The sequence below is a fragment of the Bradyrhizobium dasycarpum genome, from assembly GCF_042019905.1.
GTDB classification, from domain to species: domain Bacteria; phylum Pseudomonadota; class Alphaproteobacteria; order Rhizobiales; family Xanthobacteraceae; genus Bradyrhizobium; species Bradyrhizobium japonicum_B.
In genome coordinates this window covers 360,238-378,617 of record NZ_CP169574.1, presented here as the reverse complement: position 1 = coordinate 378,617, position 18,380 = coordinate 360,238, and the positions used below count along the sequence as shown (strand labels likewise).

General features: G+C 65.4%; 14 protein-coding genes and 5 pseudogenes. 10 read left to right on the top strand and 9 right to left on the bottom strand.

Features of this window, described 5'->3' with window-relative positions:
• Positions 1–8: 8 nt before the first annotated feature.
• The 6 genes and pseudogenes from ACETMP_RS01815 to ACETMP_RS01790 form a co-directional block, all read right to left on the bottom strand.
• The gene (locus ACETMP_RS01815; protein ID WP_007602422.1) at positions 9–332 is read right to left on the bottom strand and encodes an XdhC family protein; all 324 of its coding nucleotides are present in this window, start codon (positions 330–332) and stop codon (positions 9–11) included.
• Between the two features lie 10 nt (positions 333–342).
• Positions 343–1,545 carry a VWA domain-containing protein gene (locus ACETMP_RS01810; RefSeq protein WP_375159687.1) on the bottom strand — a complete coding sequence of 401 codons (1,203 nt, stop codon included), beginning with the start codon at positions 1,543–1,545 and terminating at the stop codon, positions 343–345.
• A gap of 114 nt (positions 1,546–1,659) precedes the next feature.
• Positions 1,660–2,582: pseudogene (locus tag ACETMP_RS01805) on the bottom strand (AAA family ATPase).
• A gap of 60 nt (positions 2,583–2,642) precedes the next feature.
• Positions 2,643–3,448, bottom strand: a pseudogene (locus tag ACETMP_RS01800) (FAD binding domain-containing protein).
• Between the two features lie 27 nt (positions 3,449–3,475).
• Positions 3,476–3,961, bottom strand: coding sequence for a (2Fe-2S)-binding protein (locus ACETMP_RS01795; RefSeq protein ID WP_028137319.1), 486 nt, complete (start codon positions 3,959–3,961; stop codon positions 3,476–3,478).
• A 149-nt stretch (positions 3,962–4,110) separates the two neighbouring features.
• Positions 4,111–4,557: a carbon monoxide dehydrogenase subunit G gene (locus tag ACETMP_RS01790; RefSeq protein WP_028137320.1), complete on the bottom strand. Its 447-nt coding sequence runs from the start codon at positions 4,555–4,557 to the stop codon at positions 4,111–4,113.
• A gap of 204 nt (positions 4,558–4,761) precedes the next feature.
• Here ACETMP_RS01790 and ACETMP_RS01785 point away from each other — a divergent pair, with 204 nt between their 5' ends.
• The 3 genes and pseudogenes from ACETMP_RS01785 (at position 4,762) to ACETMP_RS01775 (ending at position 7,410) form a co-directional block, all read left to right on the top strand.
• Positions 4,762–6,084: a 3-carboxy-cis,cis-muconate cycloisomerase gene (locus ACETMP_RS01785; RefSeq protein WP_375159686.1), complete on the top strand. Its 1,323-nt coding sequence runs from the start codon at positions 4,762–4,764 to the stop codon at positions 6,082–6,084.
• Positions 6,085–6,111: 27 nt separating this feature from the next.
• Positions 6,112–6,893, top strand: a pseudogene (pcaD, locus tag ACETMP_RS01780) (3-oxoadipate enol-lactonase).
• 124 nt (positions 6,894–7,017) lie between these two features.
• Positions 7,018–7,410, top strand: a complete 393-nt coding sequence (locus ACETMP_RS01775; RefSeq protein ID WP_028137323.1) for a carboxymuconolactone decarboxylase family protein — start codon at positions 7,018–7,020, stop codon at positions 7,408–7,410.
• On the opposite strand, the gene ACETMP_RS01770 is transcribed toward ACETMP_RS01775, so the two are convergent.
• A complete protein-coding gene (locus ACETMP_RS01770; RefSeq protein WP_375159685.1) occupies positions 7,372–7,911 on the bottom strand; it encodes a hypothetical protein in 540 nt (179 codons plus the stop codon). The genes ACETMP_RS01775 and ACETMP_RS01770 overlap by 39 nt on opposite strands.
• A 271-nt stretch (positions 7,912–8,182) precedes the next feature.
• Positions 8,183–8,356 carry a hypothetical protein gene (locus ACETMP_RS01765; RefSeq protein WP_375159684.1) on the bottom strand — a complete coding sequence of 58 codons (174 nt, stop codon included), beginning with the start codon at positions 8,354–8,356 and terminating at the stop codon, positions 8,183–8,185.
• Between the two features lie 279 nt (positions 8,357–8,635).
• Here ACETMP_RS01765 and ACETMP_RS01760 point away from each other — a divergent pair, with 279 nt between their 5' ends.
• The 5 genes and pseudogenes from ACETMP_RS01760 (at position 8,636) to ACETMP_RS01740 (ending at position 13,733) form a co-directional block, all read left to right on the top strand.
• The gene (locus ACETMP_RS01760) at positions 8,636–9,553 is read left to right on the top strand and encodes a branched-chain amino acid ABC transporter permease (RefSeq protein ID WP_028137325.1); all 918 of its coding nucleotides are present in this window, start codon (positions 8,636–8,638) and stop codon (positions 9,551–9,553) included.
• Positions 9,554–9,580: 27 nt separating this feature from the next.
• A complete protein-coding gene (gene livM, locus ACETMP_RS01755) occupies positions 9,581–10,882 on the top strand; it encodes a high-affinity branched-chain amino acid ABC transporter permease LivM (RefSeq protein WP_375159683.1) in 1,302 nt (433 codons plus the stop codon).
• Positions 10,879–11,713: pseudogene (locus tag ACETMP_RS01750) on the top strand (ABC transporter ATP-binding protein). Before livM ends, ACETMP_RS01750 begins: the two are co-directional and overlap by 4 nt.
• A complete protein-coding gene (locus tag ACETMP_RS01745; protein WP_375159682.1) occupies positions 11,710–12,453 on the top strand; it encodes an ABC transporter ATP-binding protein in 744 nt (247 codons plus the stop codon). The pseudogene ACETMP_RS01750 and the gene ACETMP_RS01745 overlap by 4 nt, the downstream one beginning before the upstream one ends.
• Positions 12,454–12,614: 161 nt before the next feature.
• Complete coding sequence (locus ACETMP_RS01740; RefSeq protein WP_028137329.1) at positions 12,615–13,733, top strand: branched-chain amino acid ABC transporter substrate-binding protein; 1,119 nt, start codon at positions 12,615–12,617, stop codon at positions 13,731–13,733.
• Positions 13,734–13,813: 80 nt separating this feature from the next.
• Here the strand turns inward: ACETMP_RS01740 and ACETMP_RS01735 are convergent, their stop codons facing one another.
• Positions 13,814–14,200, bottom strand: a complete 387-nt coding sequence (locus ACETMP_RS01735) for a response regulator (RefSeq protein WP_375159681.1) — start codon at positions 14,198–14,200, stop codon at positions 13,814–13,816.
• 236 nt (positions 14,201–14,436) lie between these two features.
• On the opposite strand from ACETMP_RS01735, the gene ACETMP_RS01730 reads away from it, so the two are divergent.
• Positions 14,437–17,244, top strand: a complete 2,808-nt coding sequence (locus ACETMP_RS01730) for a PAS domain S-box protein (protein ID WP_375159680.1) — start codon at positions 14,437–14,439, stop codon at positions 17,242–17,244.
• Positions 17,245–17,301: 57 nt separating this feature from the next.
• Positions 17,302–18,296 (top strand): annotated as a pseudogene (locus ACETMP_RS01725) (P1 family peptidase).
• Positions 18,297–18,380 lie beyond the last annotated feature (84 nt).

Genomic DNA, 18,380 nt, shown 5'->3' with positions numbered 1-18,380 from the left:
CTTCACGGCTAGCCGACCTTCTCGACGAAGACGCGGATAGTTCCGCCGCAGGACAGCCCGACATTCCAGGCGGTCTCATCGGCGACGCCAAACTCCAGCATCCTGGGCTTGCCGCTCTGGATCACATCCATGGCCTCGGTGACCACGGCGCCCTCGACGCAGCCGCCGGAGACCGAGCCCAGGAACGTGCCCTCGTCGTTGATGACCAGGCTCGAGCCCGCCGGGCGCGGCGCCGAGCCCCAGGTCTCGACGACCGTCGCCAGCGCGACGCCACGGCCGGCCTTCTGCCAGTCCTCCGCCGCCTTCAGGATATCCTCGTCGCGATCGAGCATGGGTGACCTCTCAAGCTGCGGAGCGGATCAGGCTGCGGTGATGCGGCGGCAGCGGCCGGGAGAGCGTCGTGATCAGCTCCTGGATCGAACTCAAATTATGTACCGGGCGGAATTCGTCAACGTGCGGGAGCATCATTTTGATGCCCTGCGCCTTGGCCTCGAAGCCGCCGAAGCGGAGCAGCGGGTTGAGCCAGATCAGCCGCCGGCAGGAGCGGTGCAGCCGGTCCATCTCGAAGGCCAGCTTGGAATCGGCCTCCCGCTCCAGCCCGTCGGAGATCAACAGCACGATGGCGCCCTGGCTCAGCACGCGGCGCGCCCACAATTTGTTGAAGTTGTGCAGCGAGGCCGAGATCCGGGTGCCGCCGGCCCAGTCCTCGACCGAAGCCGAGCAGCTCGCCAGCGCCTCGTCGGGATCGCGCTGGCGCAGCGCGCGGCTGACATTGGTGAGGCGGGTGCCGAACAGGAACACCGAGACGCGCTTGCGGGCATCGGTGATGGCGTGCAGGAAATGCAGGAACAGGCGGGTGTACTCGCTCATCGAGCCCGAAATATCGAGCAGCGCCACGATCGGCGCCGGCTTCTCGATCCGTCCCAGGCGGTGGATGTCGATGATGTCGCCGCCGGTGCGCAAGGACGCGCGCAGCGTTCGGCGGAGGTCGAGACGAAGCCCGCGCGGGTCGGACCGGTGTCGGCGCGTCAAAAGCTGGGCCTGCGGCAGGTGCATCCGATCGATGGCGCGCAGCGCCTCGGCAATCTCCGCCGCGCTCATTTGCGCAAAATCCTTCTTCTGAAGGATTTCCTTGTCGGAGACCGACAGGCGCAGATCCTGCTCCTGGTGCTGCGGCGTCTCGGTCATGCGCGGCTGGGACATCGCCTCCTGCACGCGGCGCGAGCCGGCCTTCGGCTTCTTCTTGGCCTCGTCCGGCAGCGGCACCGAATCCAGCATGTGCTTCCACTCCTCGGAGGCGCGGAAGAACAGGTTGAAGGCCTGACTGAAGATCAACGCATGTTCGTGGCGCTTGACGAAGATCGACTCCAGCGTGGTGAAGACGTCGGCGCGGTTGCCGATCTCGATCACCTGCAGCGCGCTCATGGCGTCGATGACGGCGCCCGGCCCGACCGGCAGGCCCGCCGCGCGCAGCGCGCGGGCGAAGCCGACGATGTTGTCGGCGAACTGCTCGGTTTGCTCCGGGGCAAGGTGGTTGATGGGCATGGGTCTATCCTCGCTCCGTCATTCCGGGGCGTCGCGAAGCGACGAACCCGGAATCCAGAAGTTGTGGCGCGAGATTCCGGGTTCGCGCTACGCGCGCCCCGGAATGACGGAAAATCAATTCTCGCTCGTCGCTTCCTTCAGCACCTTCTGCAAGGCGTCGCCCTGCATCCGGGTGATGTCGTCCTGATATTTGAGCAGCGCGCCCAGCGTGTCGCCGACCACCTGGGGCGTGAGCGAACGCGCGTCGAGCTCGGACAAAGCGGTGGCCCAGTCAATGGTCTCGGCAACGCCCGGCGATTTGTAGAAGTCCTGGTTGCGCAGCGCCTGCACGAAACGCACCACTTGCTGCGACAGCTTGGCGGAGATGCCGGGCACGCGTGACTTGACGATCGCGAGCTCGCGCTCGGCGGCGGGATAATCGACCCAGTGATAGAGGCAGCGCCGCTTCAGCGCGTCGTGGATCTCGCGGGTGCGGTTGGAGGTGATGATCACGATCGGCGGGTGTGGCGCCTTCACGGTGCCGAACTCGGGGATCGTCACCTGGAAGTCACTGAGGATTTCGAGCAGGTAAGCCTCGAATGCCTCGTCGGCGCGGTCGAGCTCGTCGATCAGCAGCACCGGCGGGCCGGCGACGTCGGGCTCCAGTGCCTGGAGCAGCGGCCGCTTGATCATGTAGCGGTCGGCGAAGATGTCCTCGAGAGCTGGTCGCGATCGGTATCGCCGGCAGCTTCCGCCATCCGGATCGCGATCATCTGCGCCGCGCTGTTCCACTCGTAGACCGCCGAGGAGACGTCGAGGCCTTCGTAGCATTGCAGGCGGATCAGCTTGCGCCCCAGCGCCGCCGAGAGCACCTTGGCGATCTCGGTCTTGCCGACGCCGGCTTCGCCTTCCAGGAACAGCGGCCGTCCCATCCGCAGCGAAAGATACGTCACCGTCGCCAGCGATCGCTCGGCGAGATAGCCGCGCGAGGTCAGGAGTTCGAGCATCGCATCGACCGAAGCCGGCATGGCACGGGAAGGATTGGCCACTGAAGTCATGAAACGCCAGTCTCGGTTACGCCCTCGGAGGGGCAGGCATCGGGCCCGTCGGTCGGTCGCTCATTCCTTGGCGTTGGCCGCATCGACGGCGCGCCGGGTCAGCACACCGATGAGATGCGCACGGTATTCGGCGCTGCCGTGGATGTCGCTGTTGAGGCCTTCTGCCGGCACGTTGATGCCGTCAAGCACCTTGGACGAGAAGCGCTTCTTGAGGGCTTCTTCGAACGCCTCGACGCGGAATACGCCTTCGGAGCCGGCGCCGGTCACGGCGACCCGCACGTCCGACGGACGTCGCGCCACGAACACGCCGACCAGCGCATAGCGCGAGGCCTGGTTGCGGAACTTGATGTAGGCCGCCTTCTTCGGCAGCGGGAACATCACCTTGGTGATGATCTCATCGGCTTCGAGCGCAGTCGTGAACAGGCCCTGGAAATACTCTTCGGCCTTGAGGCGGCGCTTGTTGGTGACGATGGTCGCGCCCAGCGCGAGCACCGCGGCCGGATAGTCCGCGGTCGGATCGTTGTTGGCGAGCGAGCCGCCGATCGTGCCCTTGTGGCGCACGGCCGGATCGCCGATCTGGCTGGCGAGATTGGCCAGCGCCGGGATCGCCTCACCGACGATCGCGGAGGCTGCGACCTCGGCGTGCTTGGCAGTGGCGCCGATCACCAGCGAGCGGCCCTTCATCTCGATCGTGTTGAGCCCCTCGATATGGGAGAGGTCGACCAGATGCGGCGGGCTCGCCAGGCGCTGCTTCATGACGGAATCAGCGTGTGGCCGCCGGCGATCACCTTGGCGTCTTCGTTCTTCACCAGGAGGTTGGCGGCCTGCCGAACGGTCCCGGGGCGATGATATTTGAATTCGTACATCTGAATGTCCTGATCGCGGGATGCGCGTTACGCGAGGTCGGATTTCGCCATCGCCTTGGCGCCGGCAGAGATCGAGGCGACGATGTTCTGGTAGCCGGTGCAGCGGCAGAGATTGCCTTCCAGTTCTTCCCGGATCGTATGGTCGTCGAGCTCGTGGCCCTTGCGATGCACGATGTCGATCGCGGTCATGATCATGCCCGGCGTGCAGAAGCCGCACTGCAGGCCATGGTGCTCGCGGAAGGCTTCCTGCATCGGATGCAGCGGCGCGCCATCGGCGGCCAGCCCCTCGATCGTCTTGACCTCGTGGCCGTCGGCCATCACCGCAAGCGTGGTGCAGGACTTCACGGCCTTGCCGTCGAGATGCACGACGCAGGCGCCGCATTGCGAGGTGTCGCAGCCGACATGGGTGCCCGTCAGCTTCAGATTCTCGCGCAGGAACTGCACGAGAAGCGTGCGGGGATCGACATTGGCCGTGACTGGATTGCCGTTCACGATGAGGGAGATTTTTGCCATAAGCACTCTCTATCAGCGCCCCGACGGGTCCCATCGAAGCGGTTCTTATAATTATTCCAACCCATCATATGGGCCATTATGCCCCGGGGCAACATCGCCCCGGACGCAAGGCGCCATGCCGGAGGCGCTACCCTAAAGGTATTGGACCTTCAGCTCTGTACGGCCTTGGCGAAGTTCGCGAAAAACTCGTCGGCGAGCTTCTTGGCGGCACCGTTGATGAGGCGCTGGCCGAGCTGCGCCAACTTGCCGCCGATCTGCGCCTCGACATCGTAGGAAAGCAGCGTGCCGCCGTCCTTCTCCGCCAGCCTGACCGCCGCGCCGCCCTTGGCGAAGCCGGCGACCCCGCCCTCGCCCTCACCTGAGATCTTGTAGCCGTTCGGCGGGTCGAGATCGGACAGCGTGACCTTGCCCTTGAATCGCGCCGACACCGGGCCGACCTTCATTTTCGCCGTTGCACGAAAGCCGCCGTCGTCGGTCTTCTCGAGCTCCTCGCAGCCGGGGATGCAGGCCTTCAGCACCTCGGGATCGTTGAGCTTGGCCCAAACGGCCTCGCGCGGCGCCGCAAGCTGGACTTCGCCGTTCATCGTCATGGCCATGAGGGTGCCTCCCGGATCGCGTAACTATAGTGCTGATCAAGTAACGCAGGGACGCGGCAAAGGAAAGAGCGGCGCTCGGTCAAGTGCAATGCATATTCGCAACTGCAAAAAGGCGTGTGCAGGCGGTTGGGGATTGGCATGGCCGGGCCATGATGATTAGGTCGCGCGCAACATGAGCACATCCCTCTCCCCCTGCTCGCACCGATGCTGTCGAGCGCTGCCATGCGCGCGGTGTGCGACGACCGGTCAACGCTGCAGAACATGCTTGATTTCGAGGCAGCCCTGGCACGCGCCGAGGCCGTCACGGATGTGATTCCGGCATCCGCCGTGGGGCCGATCGAGGCCGCCTGCAAGGCCGATTCCTTCGACATGGCCGCGCTGGCAGAGGCCGCGACCCGATCGGGCAATCTCGCGATTCCCCTGGTCAAGACCCTGACCGCCAATGTCGGCAAGGCCGACAAGGAGGCCGCTCGCTACGTGCATTGGGGCGCCACCAGCCAGGATGTCATCGATACCGCCACCATGCTCACGCTTCGCGCCGGCATCGATGCGCTGGACGCCGACCTCGGCCGCGCCATCAAGGGCTTTGCCGCACTGGCGCGCCACCATCGCAACACTGCGATGGTGGCACGGACCTGGCTCCAGCACGCGCTGCCGATGCCGTTCGGCCTCAAGGCCGCCGGCTATGCCTCAAGCCTCGCCCGCGCCCGCTGCCGCCTGCGGCGGCTCCGCCGCGAGGGCCTCGCGCTGCAATTCGGTGGCGCCGCCGGCACGCTCGCGGCCCTCGGCGACAAGGGCCTGGCCGTGGCGGAACGCCTTTCGCGCGAGCTCGACCTGGCGCTGCCGGAAGCGCCCTGGCACACCCATCGCGACCGGATCGCGGAGGCCGCTTCCTGCTTCGCCATTCTGGCCGGGAGCTGCGGCAAGATCGCGCGCGATGTCTCGCTGCTGATGCAGACCGACGTTGCCGAAGCCTTCGAGCCGGCCGGCGAAGGCCGCGGCGGCTCCTCGACCATGCCGCACAAGCGCAACCCGGTCGCCGCCGCAAGCGCGCTCGGCGCCGCCACGATGGCCCCGCAGCTTGCCGCGACGATCTTTGCGGCTCAGGTGCAGGACCACGAGCGCAGCGCCGGTCCCTGGCATGCGGAATGGCCGACGCTGCCGCAATTGATGCTGGTCACTTCGGGCGCGCTCTCCGCCATCGTCGACATCGCGGATGGCCTCGACGTCGACGCCGCGCGCATGCGCAGCAATCTCGATGCGACGCAGGGACTGATCATGGCGGAGGCGGTCACCTTCGCGCTGGCGGAGAAGATCGGCAAGAGCGAGGCGCATCACCTCGTCGAGGCCGCCAGCAAGCGCGCGGTCGCCGAGAAGAAGCATCTGCGCGAGGTGCTCTCGGCCGATCTGCAGGTCAATGCGCAGCTTTCGCCGGAAAAAATTGCGGCATTGTTCGAGCCGATGGCCTATCAAGGGGCTTCCCAAACCCTGATCGACCGGCTGCTCGACAGCCTCGACCGCGAATAAGACCGCAAGATAAGACGGAGACGCCGCATGCCCATGATCGATGCCGACGGATGCCTGCTCAACGTCTCCGTCGAGGGCCGCGACGGCGGGCCAACCTTGATGCTGTCCAACTCGCTCGGCTGCACGCTTCAGATGTGGGAGCCGCAGATGAAGGCGCTGACGCAGCTGTTCCGCGTCATTCGCTACGACCGCCGCGGCCACGGCAAGTCGAGCGTGCCTCCCGGCCCCTATACGATGGAGCGCTTCGGCCGCGACGTGCTGGCGATCCTCGACGACCTCAACATCGAGAAGGTGCATTGGTGCGGCCTGTCGATGGGCGGCATGGTCGGGCAATGGCTGGGCGCCAACGCGCCGGAGCGTTTCGGCAAGCTCATCCTCGCCAACACCTCCTGCTATTATGCCGAACCGACCAAATGGCTGGAGCGCATCGATGCCGTGAAAAAGGGCGGCATCGCCGCGGTCGCCGATGCCGTGATCGCAGGCTGGTTGACGCAGGATTTTCGCGAGCGCGAGCCTGACATCACCGCGCGGATGAAGTCGATGCTGCTCGCCTCGCCTGTCGAAGGTTATCTGGCCTGCTGCGAGGCGCTGTCAACGCTCGACCAGCGCGAGCTGCTTCCCAAGATCAAGAGCCCGACGCTGGTGATCGCCGGCCGCCACGACGTGGCGACGCCGATCTCGGCGGGCGAATTGATCCGCTCGAGGATCCCGGCGCCAGCATGACCATCATCGACGCCGCGCACATTTCCAACGTCGAGCAGCCGCATGCGTTCACGGACGCGGTGGTGGGATTTTTGACGCAGCGCTAGTCATTCACTGTCATTCCGAGGCGATGCGCAGCATCGAACCCGGGATCTCGATCCGCATTCATCACGTCGAGATTCCAGGTTCGCCTCTTCGAGACGCCCCGGAATGACCGATCGGAGCAACACCATGGACGACCAGAAGCGCCGCGATGCCGGCATGAACGTGCGCCGCAAGGTGCTGGGCAATGCCTGGGTCGACAAGTCGATCGCGAACCGCAACGCCTTCAACACCGATTTCCAGGACATGATCACGCGCTATGCCTGGGGCGAGATCTGGACGCGGCCGCATTTCGACGAGCGAACGCGGCGGGTGCTGGTGATCGGCACCATGGTCGCGCTGGGGCAATGGGACGAGTTCCGCCTGCACGTGCGGGCGGCGCTTGCCGAGGGCGGCTTCACGCCCGACGACATCAAGGAAATCCTGCTGCAGCAGGCGATCTATTGCGGCGTGCCGGCCGCGAACCACGCCGTCAAGGAAGCCTCAGCGATTGTGCAGGAGCTCGGCCTGCTCGAGCCCTAACGACGCCGCGGTCTCGACGGTCTTCTGCTGAACGGTCTTGGGCGGGGCCTCGGGCCGTTCGATCACCACCACGATGGCGGCGCCGAGCAGGAGCAGCAGCTCGGTGGCGTGCAGGCGAAGCGCCGCCATCTCGCCGACCTTCGAAGCCATGATCATGCTGGCAAACGAGATCAGGCTGCCGATCGCCAGGGCGATGCCGAGCGCCTCGTCGCTGCCGCCGTTCTTGCGGATGCGAGGAATGCAGAGCAGCACGAGATAGATCGCAAAGAACGCCACGACCGTCAGCCGGCCCAGCGCCAGCAGCCAGGCGGCGCGCACCGTGTCCATGCCGGCGATCTGGAGATGGTCGCTGAGGTACAGCGCAACTGCGACGCTCGGCCGCTCATAGAGGCCGTGCACCGGCGCGACGATGATATTGAAGACGACAAGGGCCCAGACCGGGATGAAATAGGCCGCCAGCAGCGCGCCGTTGACCGAGCCGATCCGCCAATTCCTGAACATGCCGCTTCCCGCTTCGCCTGCCTTCGCCTTCGGTCGAAAGCTTTGCGGGGAGCTAACTCGCATCGGACTGTGGCGGCAATTTAAACCCTTTGTTTACCTTAACTGGCCTCGCCGAGGCGGCCGTTCCGGGCAGTCGAAGCCGAAATCTCGAGATTCCGGGTTCGGCTCGGCGAGCGCCACGGAACGAAGACGCTAGAAGACCACAAAAAAGGCCCCGCCTTTCGGCGGGGCCCCTCGTCGCCCTCTTATTATTTCTCGGCTATCAAGCGCGCTATTCCTGGTCGCGCTGGCCGCCCTGCTGCGGGCCGGGACGATCGCCCTGGCGCATCGGGTCGTTCTGCTGCTGCTGTCCGGGTTTCTGACCACCGCCCTGCTGCTGCCCGGGGCGCTGCTGGCCGGGGTTCTGACTCTGCTGGCCCGGATTCTGGTTCTGTTGCTTCGTCATTCGGGGAACTCCCTTGTTGGACGTCAGAGATGAGACAACGGCCGCCGCCCAGTTAGGTTGCCGTCGGAACCCGGTTTCTCGCACCTGCGGAACCCATCGGAAGCCAAATGACCTCTGTACAAGACCTGCTGCCACCGCGTGAGCTGTTGCAGCCGTCAGTTCCCTCCTGTTACAAACGTGCAGAATGCTAAGCGGCTGCCGGGGCCCAAGAAAACCACCCTCCAACCCACTCTCCCAAGAGCTCGCTTTGAGCCCGCCTCAGGTTTGGTACGGCAGCGCATGGATTATTTCGCCCAACAGCTCATCAACGGTCTCGTCCTGGGCTCGATCTACGGCCTGATCGCCATCGGCTATACGATGGTCTACGGCATCGTCGGCATGATCAACTTCGCCCATGGCGACGTCTTCATGATCGGCGGCTTCATCGCGCTGATCACCTTCCTTCTTCTAGTCTCGACCGGCCTGACCGCGGTCCCGGTGATCCTGCTTGTCGTCATCCTGGTCTCGATGGCGATCACGGCTCTGTATGGTTGGACCATCGAGCGCATCGCTTACCGTCCGCTGCGCCACTCCTTCCGCCTCGCCCCGATGCTGTCGGCCATCGGCATGTCGTTCGTGCTGACCAATTATTCGCAGGTGGCGCAAGGCGCGCGGGTGAAGCCGGTGCCGCCGGTGATCACCGGCGGCTACACGCTGCATGAGAGCGCCGATGGCTTCGTGATCCAGCTCTCCAACATCCAGATCGTGGTGGTCATCACCACGATCGTGCTGCTGGCGATCTTCACCTGGCTGGTGTCGCGCACCCGGCTGGGGCGCGACATGCGCGCCTGCGAGCAGGACCAGACCATGGCGGCGCTGCTCGGCGTCGACGTCGACCGCACCATCTCCATGACCTTCGTGATCGGCGCCGCGCTCGCCGCGGTCGCGGGCCTGATGTACCTGCTCTATTACGGCCTGGTCGATTTCTTCATGGGCTTCGTCGCCGGCATCAAGGCCTTCACCGCCGCCGTGCTCGGCGGCATCGGCTCGCTGCCCGGCGCCATGCTCGGCGGCCTCGCGATCGGCCTGATCGAGACGTTCTGGTCGGCCTATTTCTCGGTCGAATACAAGGACGTCGCGGCGTTCTCGATCCTGATCGTGGTGCTGATCTTCATGCCGACCGGCCTGCTCGGTCGTCCCGAAGTCGAAAAAGTCTGACGGTCGCGCGTGGCAATTTCCTCACCCATGACTGCCAAACCTGCAACGGGCATCGCCTCCATCCTGAAGACGGCTTTCTTCAACGCTCTGGTCGCGCTGGTGCTGTTCTCGTTGATGGTCGGCATCCGCACCGAGGCGGGCGCCTCCGGCCAGCTCACTTATTGGACGCGCTTCGGCGAGCTCGCTTCGCTCGTCGCCGCGGTGTTCGGCGGCTCGATCGTGATCGAGCTGCTGCGGCAATGGATCGGCCCGACCGGGGCCGAGAAGCTGGTGCCGCCGGCGGTGCAGAGCGGCATGTCTTTCATGGGCCGCTACCTCGCGCCGGCGCTCCTGATCTTCACGGTGCTGGTGCCGGTGATCTTCTACGACCAGCGCTACATCCTCGACCTTGCGATCCTCGTGCTCACCTACGTGATGCTGGGCTGGGGCTTGAACGTCGTGGTCGGGCTCGCCGGCCTGCTCGATCTCGGCTACGTCGCCTTCTACGCGGTCGGTGCCTATTCCTACGGGCTGCTTGCGACCAATTTCGGCTGGTCGTTCTGGATCTGCCTGCCGCTCGCCGGCATCCTCGCGGCGTTCTGGGGCGTCCTTCTCGGCTTCCCCGTGCTGCGCCTGCGCGGCGACTATCTCGCCATCGTGACGCTCGCCTTCGGCGAGATCATCCGCCTCGTCATCATCAACTGGCAGGAGCTCACCGGCGGCCCCAACGGCGTCTCCGGCATTCCCCGTCCCTCCTTCTTCGGCATCCCGCTCGACAACAGCGACGACGGTCTCGCCGCCAGGCTCGGCATTGAATATTCGCCGACGCACCGCATCATCTTCCTGTTCTACCTGATCCTGGCGCTGGCGCTGCTCACCAACTGGGCGACGATCCGCCTGCGCCGCCTGCCGATCGGGCGAGCCTGGGAAGCCCTGCGCGAGGACGAGGTCGCCTGCCGCGCGCTCGGCATCAACACCACCACCACCAAGCTGACGGCGTTCGCGACGGGTGCGATGTTCGGCGGCTTCGCCGGCGCGTTCTTCGCCACTCGCCAGGGCTTCATCAGCCCGGAATCCTTCACCTTCCAGGAATCGGCGCTGGTGCTGGCCATCGTCGTGCTCGGCGGCATGGGCTCGCAGCTCGGCGTCGCGCTGGCCGCGCTCGCCATGATCGGCGGCTTCGAATTGTTCCGCGGCCTCGAGACCTACCGCATGCTGGTGTTCGGCATGGCCATGGTGCTGATCATGATCTGGCGGCCGCGCGGCCTGGTCGGCCATCGCGCGCCCACCGTCTACCTCACCAAGGCGAAAGCGATCTCCTCCGACCTCGTCAAGGAAGGGCACGGATGAGCGGCGACAAGATTCTCAGCATCGACCGGCTCGCCATGCGCTTCGGCGGCATCGTTGCCGTGCAGGACCTTTCTTTCGCCGCCGAGCGGAAAAAGATCACCGCGCTGATCGGACCGAACGGCGCCGGCAAGACCACCGTGTTCAACTGCATCACCGGCTTCTACAAGCCCAGCAGTGGGACGATCCGTCTCGCCCACGACGACGGCAGGACGATCGCGCTGGAGCGGCTGAGCGATTTTCGCATCGCCAAGCAGGCCAAGGTCGCACGCACCTTCCAGAACATCCGGCTGTTTCCCGGCATGACCGCGCTGGAGAACCTGATGGTGGCGCAGCACAACGCACTGATGCGCGCCTCCGGATTCACCCTCCTCGGTCTGCTCGGCGTTCCCTCCTACCGTGACGCCGAACAGCGCGCCATCGACCTCGCCACCGACTGGCTCAAGCGGGTCAAGCTGATCGACCGCGCCGACGATGCCGCCGGCAACTTCGCCTATGGCGACCAGCGCCGGCTTCGAGATCGCGCGCGCAATGTGCACCGAGCCCGCGCTGCTGTGCCTGGACGAGCCCGCCGCCGGCCTCAACGCGCGCGAAAGCGCGGCCTTGAGCGAGCTCCTGCTCTCGATCCGCGACGAACTCGGCACCTCGATCCTCCTGATCGAGCACGATATGTCGGTGGTGATGGAGATCTCCGACCACATTGTGGTGATGGACCACGGCGTCAAGATCGCGGAAGGCACGCCGCGCGAGATCCGCGACGATCCCAAGGTGATCGCGGCCTATCTCGGCGCCGACGAGGAAGAGGCGGCAGCCGTGATGGAGGCCGGATCGTGACGCCGGCGCCCTCTCCTCTGCTCGCGATCCGGGGCCTGCGCGCCGCCTACGGCAAGATCGAGGCGCTGAAGGGCGTCGACGTCGATATCGATGCCGGCGAGATCGTGGCGCTGATCGGCGCCAACGGCGCCGGCAAGTCGACGCTGATGATGACGATCTTCGGCAAGCCGCGCGCGCGGGCCGGCCAGATCCTGTATGAAGGCCGCGACATCACCAACGTCCCGACCCACGAGATCGCGCATTTGCGCATCGCGCAATCGCCGGAGGGCCGCCGCATCTTCCCGCGCATGAGCGTGGCGGAAAACCTCCAGATGGGGGCGGACGCCACCGAATGCACCGAGGCCGAACGCGAGGCGACGCTCCAGCGCGTCTTCACGCTGTTTCCACGGCTGAAGGAACGCTATGACCAGCGCGGCGGGACCCTCTCCGGCGGCGAGCAGCAGATGCTGGCGATCGGCCGGGCCCTGATGAGCCGTCCGCGCCTGCTCCTGCTCGACGAGCCCTCGCTGGGCCTCGCGCCGCTGATCGCGCGCCAGATCTTCGATGCGATCCGCACCCTGAATCGGCAGGACGGCCTGACCGTCCTGATCGTCGAGCAGAACGCCAACCATGCCCTCAAGCTCGCCCATCGCGGCTATGTCATGGTCAATGGCCTGATCACGCTGGCCGGCACAGGCGCCGAATTGTTGCAGCGCCCTGAGATTCGCGCCGCCTATCTGGAAGGCGGCCGGCACGGCTGACCGAGCCGTACGCGCTCCCGCGTGCGGCCGAACGTGGCGAGATATCTGCGCCAATGCCCGTATTTTGCCGGTGACTTCTCCGGAAATTCATTCAAGAATGGCGCCGGTTTGGACCGGGCCTGCCCGGCAACTTCCACAGGCGACCACCCGCGAGGTATCTCATGAAATCACTGAAGCTCATCGGTCTGGCATTCGGCGTATCGATCGCGCTGTCGAGCGCGGCGTTCGCGCAGGATGTCACCATCGCAGTCGCAGGTCCGATGACCGGCGGCGAGTCCGCCTTCGGCCGCCAGATGAAGAACGGCGCCGAAATGGCCGTGACCGATATCAATGCCGCCGGCGGCGTCAACGGCAAGAAGCTCGCGCTTTCCGTCGAGGACGACGCCTGCGACCCGAAGCAGGCGCGCTCGATCGCCGAAAAGATCGCCGGCGCGAAAATCCCGTTCGTGGCCGGGCATTATTGCTCGTCGTCGTCGATCCCGGCCTCTGAGGCCTATGCCGACGGCAACGTGCTCCAGATCACGCCGGCCTCGACCAACCCGCTCTTCACCGAGCGCAAGCTCTGGAACGTGGCGCGCGTCTGCGGCCGTGACGATCAGCAGGGCCTGATCGCGGCGCAGTACATCGCCAAGAACTACAAGGGCAAGAACATCGCGATCCTCAACGACAAGACCACCTACGGCAAGGGTCTTGCCGACGAGACCAAGAAGGCACTCAACAAGGCCGGCGTCACCGAGAAGATGTACGAGTCCTACAACAAGGGCGACAAGGACTTCAACGCCATCGTCTCGCGCTTGAAGCGCGACAATATCGACCTCGTCTATGTCGGCGGTTACCATCAGGAGAGCGGCCTGATCCTGCGTCAGATGCGTGACCAGGGCCTCAAGACCGTGCTGATGGCCGGCGACGCGCTCGCCGACAAGGAGTACGCCTCCATCACCGGCCCGGCCGGCGAAGGCACGCTGTTCACGTTCGGTCCCGATCCGCGCAACAAGCCGACCGCGAAGAAGATCGTCGAGGCTTTCAAGGCCAAGAACATCGATCCGGAGGGCTACACCCTCTACACCTATGCGGCGATGCAGGTGTGGTCGCAGGCGGCCAAGAAGGCCGGCACCACCGACGCCAAGAAGGTCATGGAAGCGATGAAGGCCGGCAAGTGGGACACCGTGATCGGCCCGATCGAGTATGATGCCAAGGGCGACATCAAGCAGATCGATTACGTCGTCTACAAGTGGGACGCCAAGGGCGGCTACGCCGAGATCAAAGGCAACGGCACCTGAACGCGGCTCCGGGGCTCAAACCTCGTATCCGAACCTTATCAACGCCCCGGCTTGCCCGGGGCGTTTCTTTTGCGGCAGGATCAGACGGCTGCGGGCAACTCGCCGGCGGCAGCGGCTTGGGCCTTGCGAAGCGCTTGCAGGAGATCGTTCGGCCGAAACGGCTTTTGCAGGCAGATCACGTTGGCGAGGTGGGGCGATTCTTCCATGAAGTCCAGCGCCGTCATTCCGGACACCGCTACAATGGGCAGCCCCGGCGCACGTTCGCGCAGGGCCGCGATGACGTCGACACCGCTGATGTCACCGAGAAAGATATCGACGATCGCCGCGTCGAACGGACCTTCAGCGAAGGCCTTCAGGCCGGCCGCGCCGCTGTCGGCCTCGGCAACCTCGTAATGGTTGACCCGAAGCACGATCGCGACCATCGCACGCACGTCCTTCTGGTCGTCGATGATGAGAACGCGAGACATGGGAACAACTCCCGCAGATCAATCAAATCGTATGTTTCAAGCCTGGAACCCGGCACCGTGGCGGGGCATTATGACACCGCGCAGTAAAGCGCATCTTACCCGATCCCTATTCCGCGTTCCCACCCGAATTAGGTAAGCTGTAACCTTCGGTTGAGTCGTCGCTGCATCAGTTCACGACCCGTGTCCGGAACGGGCTATCCTGGAGGTCAAGGCTGCCAGATCTTGGAACTGCGGAGATGCTCAACACGGGTCTGCACGAGATGAACGCGCCTGCGATTGACCGAAGCACATTTCTTTCCACTCTGCCGGCCACCTCAACCGACCGGAACGCGGCTCTGTGGATCGTTGGCGCCTCTTCGATCCTGTTCGCCCTGGCCGTGCCGTTCGCCGGTATCCCGCTGCCGCCGGTCCCCGCCTTCGTCGCGAGCTATCAATCCGCCCTGGCCGTGAGCGACATCATCACGGCAGTGCTGCTGCTGTCGCAGTTTTCGGTGTTGCGGACCCGCGCGCTGCTGTGGCTGTCGACCGGCTATCTCTTCACCGCCGCGGCGGCGCTGGCCCACGCCCTTACCTTCCCCGGCCTGTTCACCCCGACCGGACTGTTCGGCGCGGGCAGCCAGACCACCGTCTGGCTCTACATGATCTGGCACGGCGTCTTCCCGCTGTTCGTGCTCGGCTATGCCTGGCAGAAGGAAAAGGACGGCGGCCCCACGATCAAGGGTCCGACCAGCAACGCGATCTGCGCCATCGCGCTCGGCGTCGTCGCGGCCATGGGTGCCTTTACCTGGATCGTCACCGCCCAGCACGATCTGTTGCCGGTGCTGCTCCGCGACGGCCGTTACACGGCGACCATGATCGGGGTCGTATCCTTCGTGTGGTCGCTGAGCTTCGCCGCTCTCGTTTTGCTATGGTTCCGCCGCCCGCATTCGGTGATCGACGTCTGGCTGATGGTCGTGATGTGCGCATGGCTGTTCGACATCGCGCTGTCTGCGATCGTCAACGTCGCGCGCTTCGATCTCGGTTTCTACGCCGGCCGTCTCTACGGCCTCTGCGCGTCGAGCTTCGTGCTCGCGGTGCTGCTGATCGAGAATGTCCGCCTGCAGGTGCACACCGTCGGCCTCGTCGGCAGGCTGCGCCAGCAATCGGCCTCGGAACGCGATTACTACGGCAAGCGCCTCGCGCTGTACGGCGCCGTCGTCGAATCCTCCAACGACGCCATCATCACCAAGACGCTCGACGGCATCATCACCGGCTGGAACAAGGCCGCCGAGCATCTGTTCGGCTATTCCGCCGCGGAGGCCGTCGGAAGGTCGATCGACATCATCGTGCCGCCGGACCGCAAGCACGAAGTCAGGAGCATCCTCAACCGGATCGCCGGCAACGAGTCGATCGCCCAGCACGAGACGGTGCGGATTCGGAAGGATGGCCGCGCGCTCGACGTCGTCCTGAATGTTTCGCCATTGAAATCGGACAACGGAGAGATCATCGGGGCCTCCAAGATCGCCCATGACATCACGGAGGAGAAGGAGGCGCGCGAGAAGTTGCGGCGCGAGACCGAGGAGCGCCGGCGCATCTTCGAGACCTCGCAGGATCTGATCCTGGTCACCGATGGTTTCGGCCATTTCGTCCAGGTCAGCCCGAGCGTGAAGGACATCCTCGGCTTCAACCCGGAGGACATGATCGGGCACAGCGCGACTGAGTTCATCCATCCTGACGACCTCGAGAAGACGCGGGAGGAGATGCGGGCGGCGCGGCGCGGCGCGGTCAAGCGCAGTTTCGAGGCGCGCTACTATCACTACGACGGCCACGAGGTCACACTGAACTGGATGGGCACCTGGTCCGAGCCCGTGAAGCGCCATTTCTTCATCGGCCGGGATCTCACGGAGAAGCAGGCCGCCGAAGCCCAGTTCCGGCACGTCCAGAAGATGGACTCGGTCGGCCAGCTGACCGGCGGTGTCGCCCACGATTTCAACAACGTGCTGACCGTCATCACCGGCACGATCGGCATCCTGGCCGACGCGGTCGCCGACCGCCCCGAGCTGGCTGCGATCACCAAGCTGATCGACGACGCCGCCGAGCGCGGCGCGCAGCTGACCAAGCATCTGCTGGCCTTCGCCCGCAAGCAGCCGCTCCAGCCCCGCGAGATCGACGTCAATGCGCTGGCGCTCGAGGCCGCCAAGCTGTTGCACCCCACCCTGGGCGAGCAGATCACCATCGTGCCGCAGCTCACCGAGGATGCATGGCCGACGCTGGTCGATCCCGGCCAGTTGTCAACCGCGATCCTCAATCTCGCGCTGAACGCTCGTGACGCCATGCCGGAGGGCGGCACGCTGGTGCTGGAAACCCGCAACATCTTCCTCGACGACGGCTATGCCAGCATGAACCCCGACGTCGTCGCCGGCAATTACGTGATGATCGCGGTCAGCGACACTGGCTCCGGAATCCCGCCCGAGCTGATCGACCGCGTGTTCGACCCGTTCTTCACCACCAAGGAGGTCGGCAAGGGCACCGGACTGGGCTTGAGCATGGTGTTCGGCTTCGTCAAGCAATCCGGCGGCCACATCAAGATCTACAGCGAGCAGGGCCATGGCACGAGCGTGAAGATCTACCTGCCGCGCTCGAGCGGCGTGCAGGAGAGCGAATTCGAGGCGCTGCAGAATGTGCCCGTCACCGGCGGCAACGAGAAGATCCTGATCGTCGAGGACGATGCGCTGGTGCGGCAATATGTGGTGACCCAGGTCAAGAGCCTCGGCTACACCGCGCTTGAGGCCGCCAACGGCGCCGAGGCCCTGACCATCCTCGACAACGACAAGACCATCGACCTGCTCTTCACCGACATCATCATGCCGGGCAACATGAACGGCCGTCAGCTGGCCGACGAAGCCGTCCGCCGCCGCCCCGACCTGAAGACCCTGTTCACCTCGGGCTATACCGAGAATGCCATCGTCCATCACGGCCGGCTCGATTCCGGCGTGCTGCTGCTGGCAAAGCCCTACCGCAAGACCGAACTCGCCAAGATGCTCAGGACTGCACTGGCGAGTTGAGCCTGCGGCATCCCTGCGCTATCGCAAGGCGAGCTCCTTTCAGCGCGCGAGGCCATCTTGAAGAACCTGCTCACCGACATTGCCGGGGTCCGCGTCGGCCATGCCGAGGACGCCAAAGTCGCCAGCGGCACCACCGCGATCATCTTCGATTCCCCCGCGGTCGCCGCGATCGACGTGCGCGGCGGCGGTCCCGGCACGCGCGAGGACGCCCTGCTCGATCTTGCCAACACCGTCGAGCGGGTCGATGCGATCGCGCTGTCCGGCGGCTCCGCCTTCGGCCTCGATGCCGGCGGCGGCGTCCAGGCCTGGCTCGCCGAGCAAAGGCGCGGCTTCAGGGTTCGCGAAGCCCTGATCCCGATCGTGCCGGGCGCGATCCTGTTCGATCTGCTCAACGGCGGTGACAAGGCCTGGGGCCGCTTCTCGCCCTATCGCGACCTCGGCTACGCCGCGGCCGCTGCCGCCGGCACCGACTTCGCGCTCGGCAGCGTCGGCGCTGGCCTCGGGGCCACCACCGCGACGTTCAAGGGCGGGCTCGGCTCGGCTTCGGCGGCGACTCCTGATGGCGTGAAGGTCGCGGCGATCGTCGCCGTCAACGCGGTGGGCACCGTTACCGTCGGCGACGGGCCGTGGTTCTGGGCGGCGCCGTTCGAGCTCGGCGGCGAATTCGGCGGCCGCGGCCTGCCTGACACGTTCACCGACGACATGCTTCGCATGCGCATCAAGGGCGGTCCCGCGGCGAGCGCGCGCGAAAACACCACCATCGGGGCCGTCGTCACCGACGCGGTGCTGACCAAGCCCCAGGCCAAGCGCCTGGCGATGATCGCGCACACCGGCTTTGCCCGCGCCATCTATCCGGTGCATGCACCGACCGATGGCGACGTGCTGTTTGCGGCAGCGACCGGCGAGAAGCCAATCGAGCCGCTGGTCGGCCTCACCGAGCTCGGCACCGTCGCCGCCAACGTGGTCGCGCGCGCGATCGGCCGCGCCGTGTACAGCGCGGCCGCGCTGCCGTTCCCGGGGCGCAGCCGGCGTGGAAGGACAGATTCGGCTAGAAACGAAACGGCTGATGCGGCGTTACCCTGGCGGCCTCAGGTGTACTGCCATGCCGTCTTCCGTGATCCGGTTCTTCCGCTATG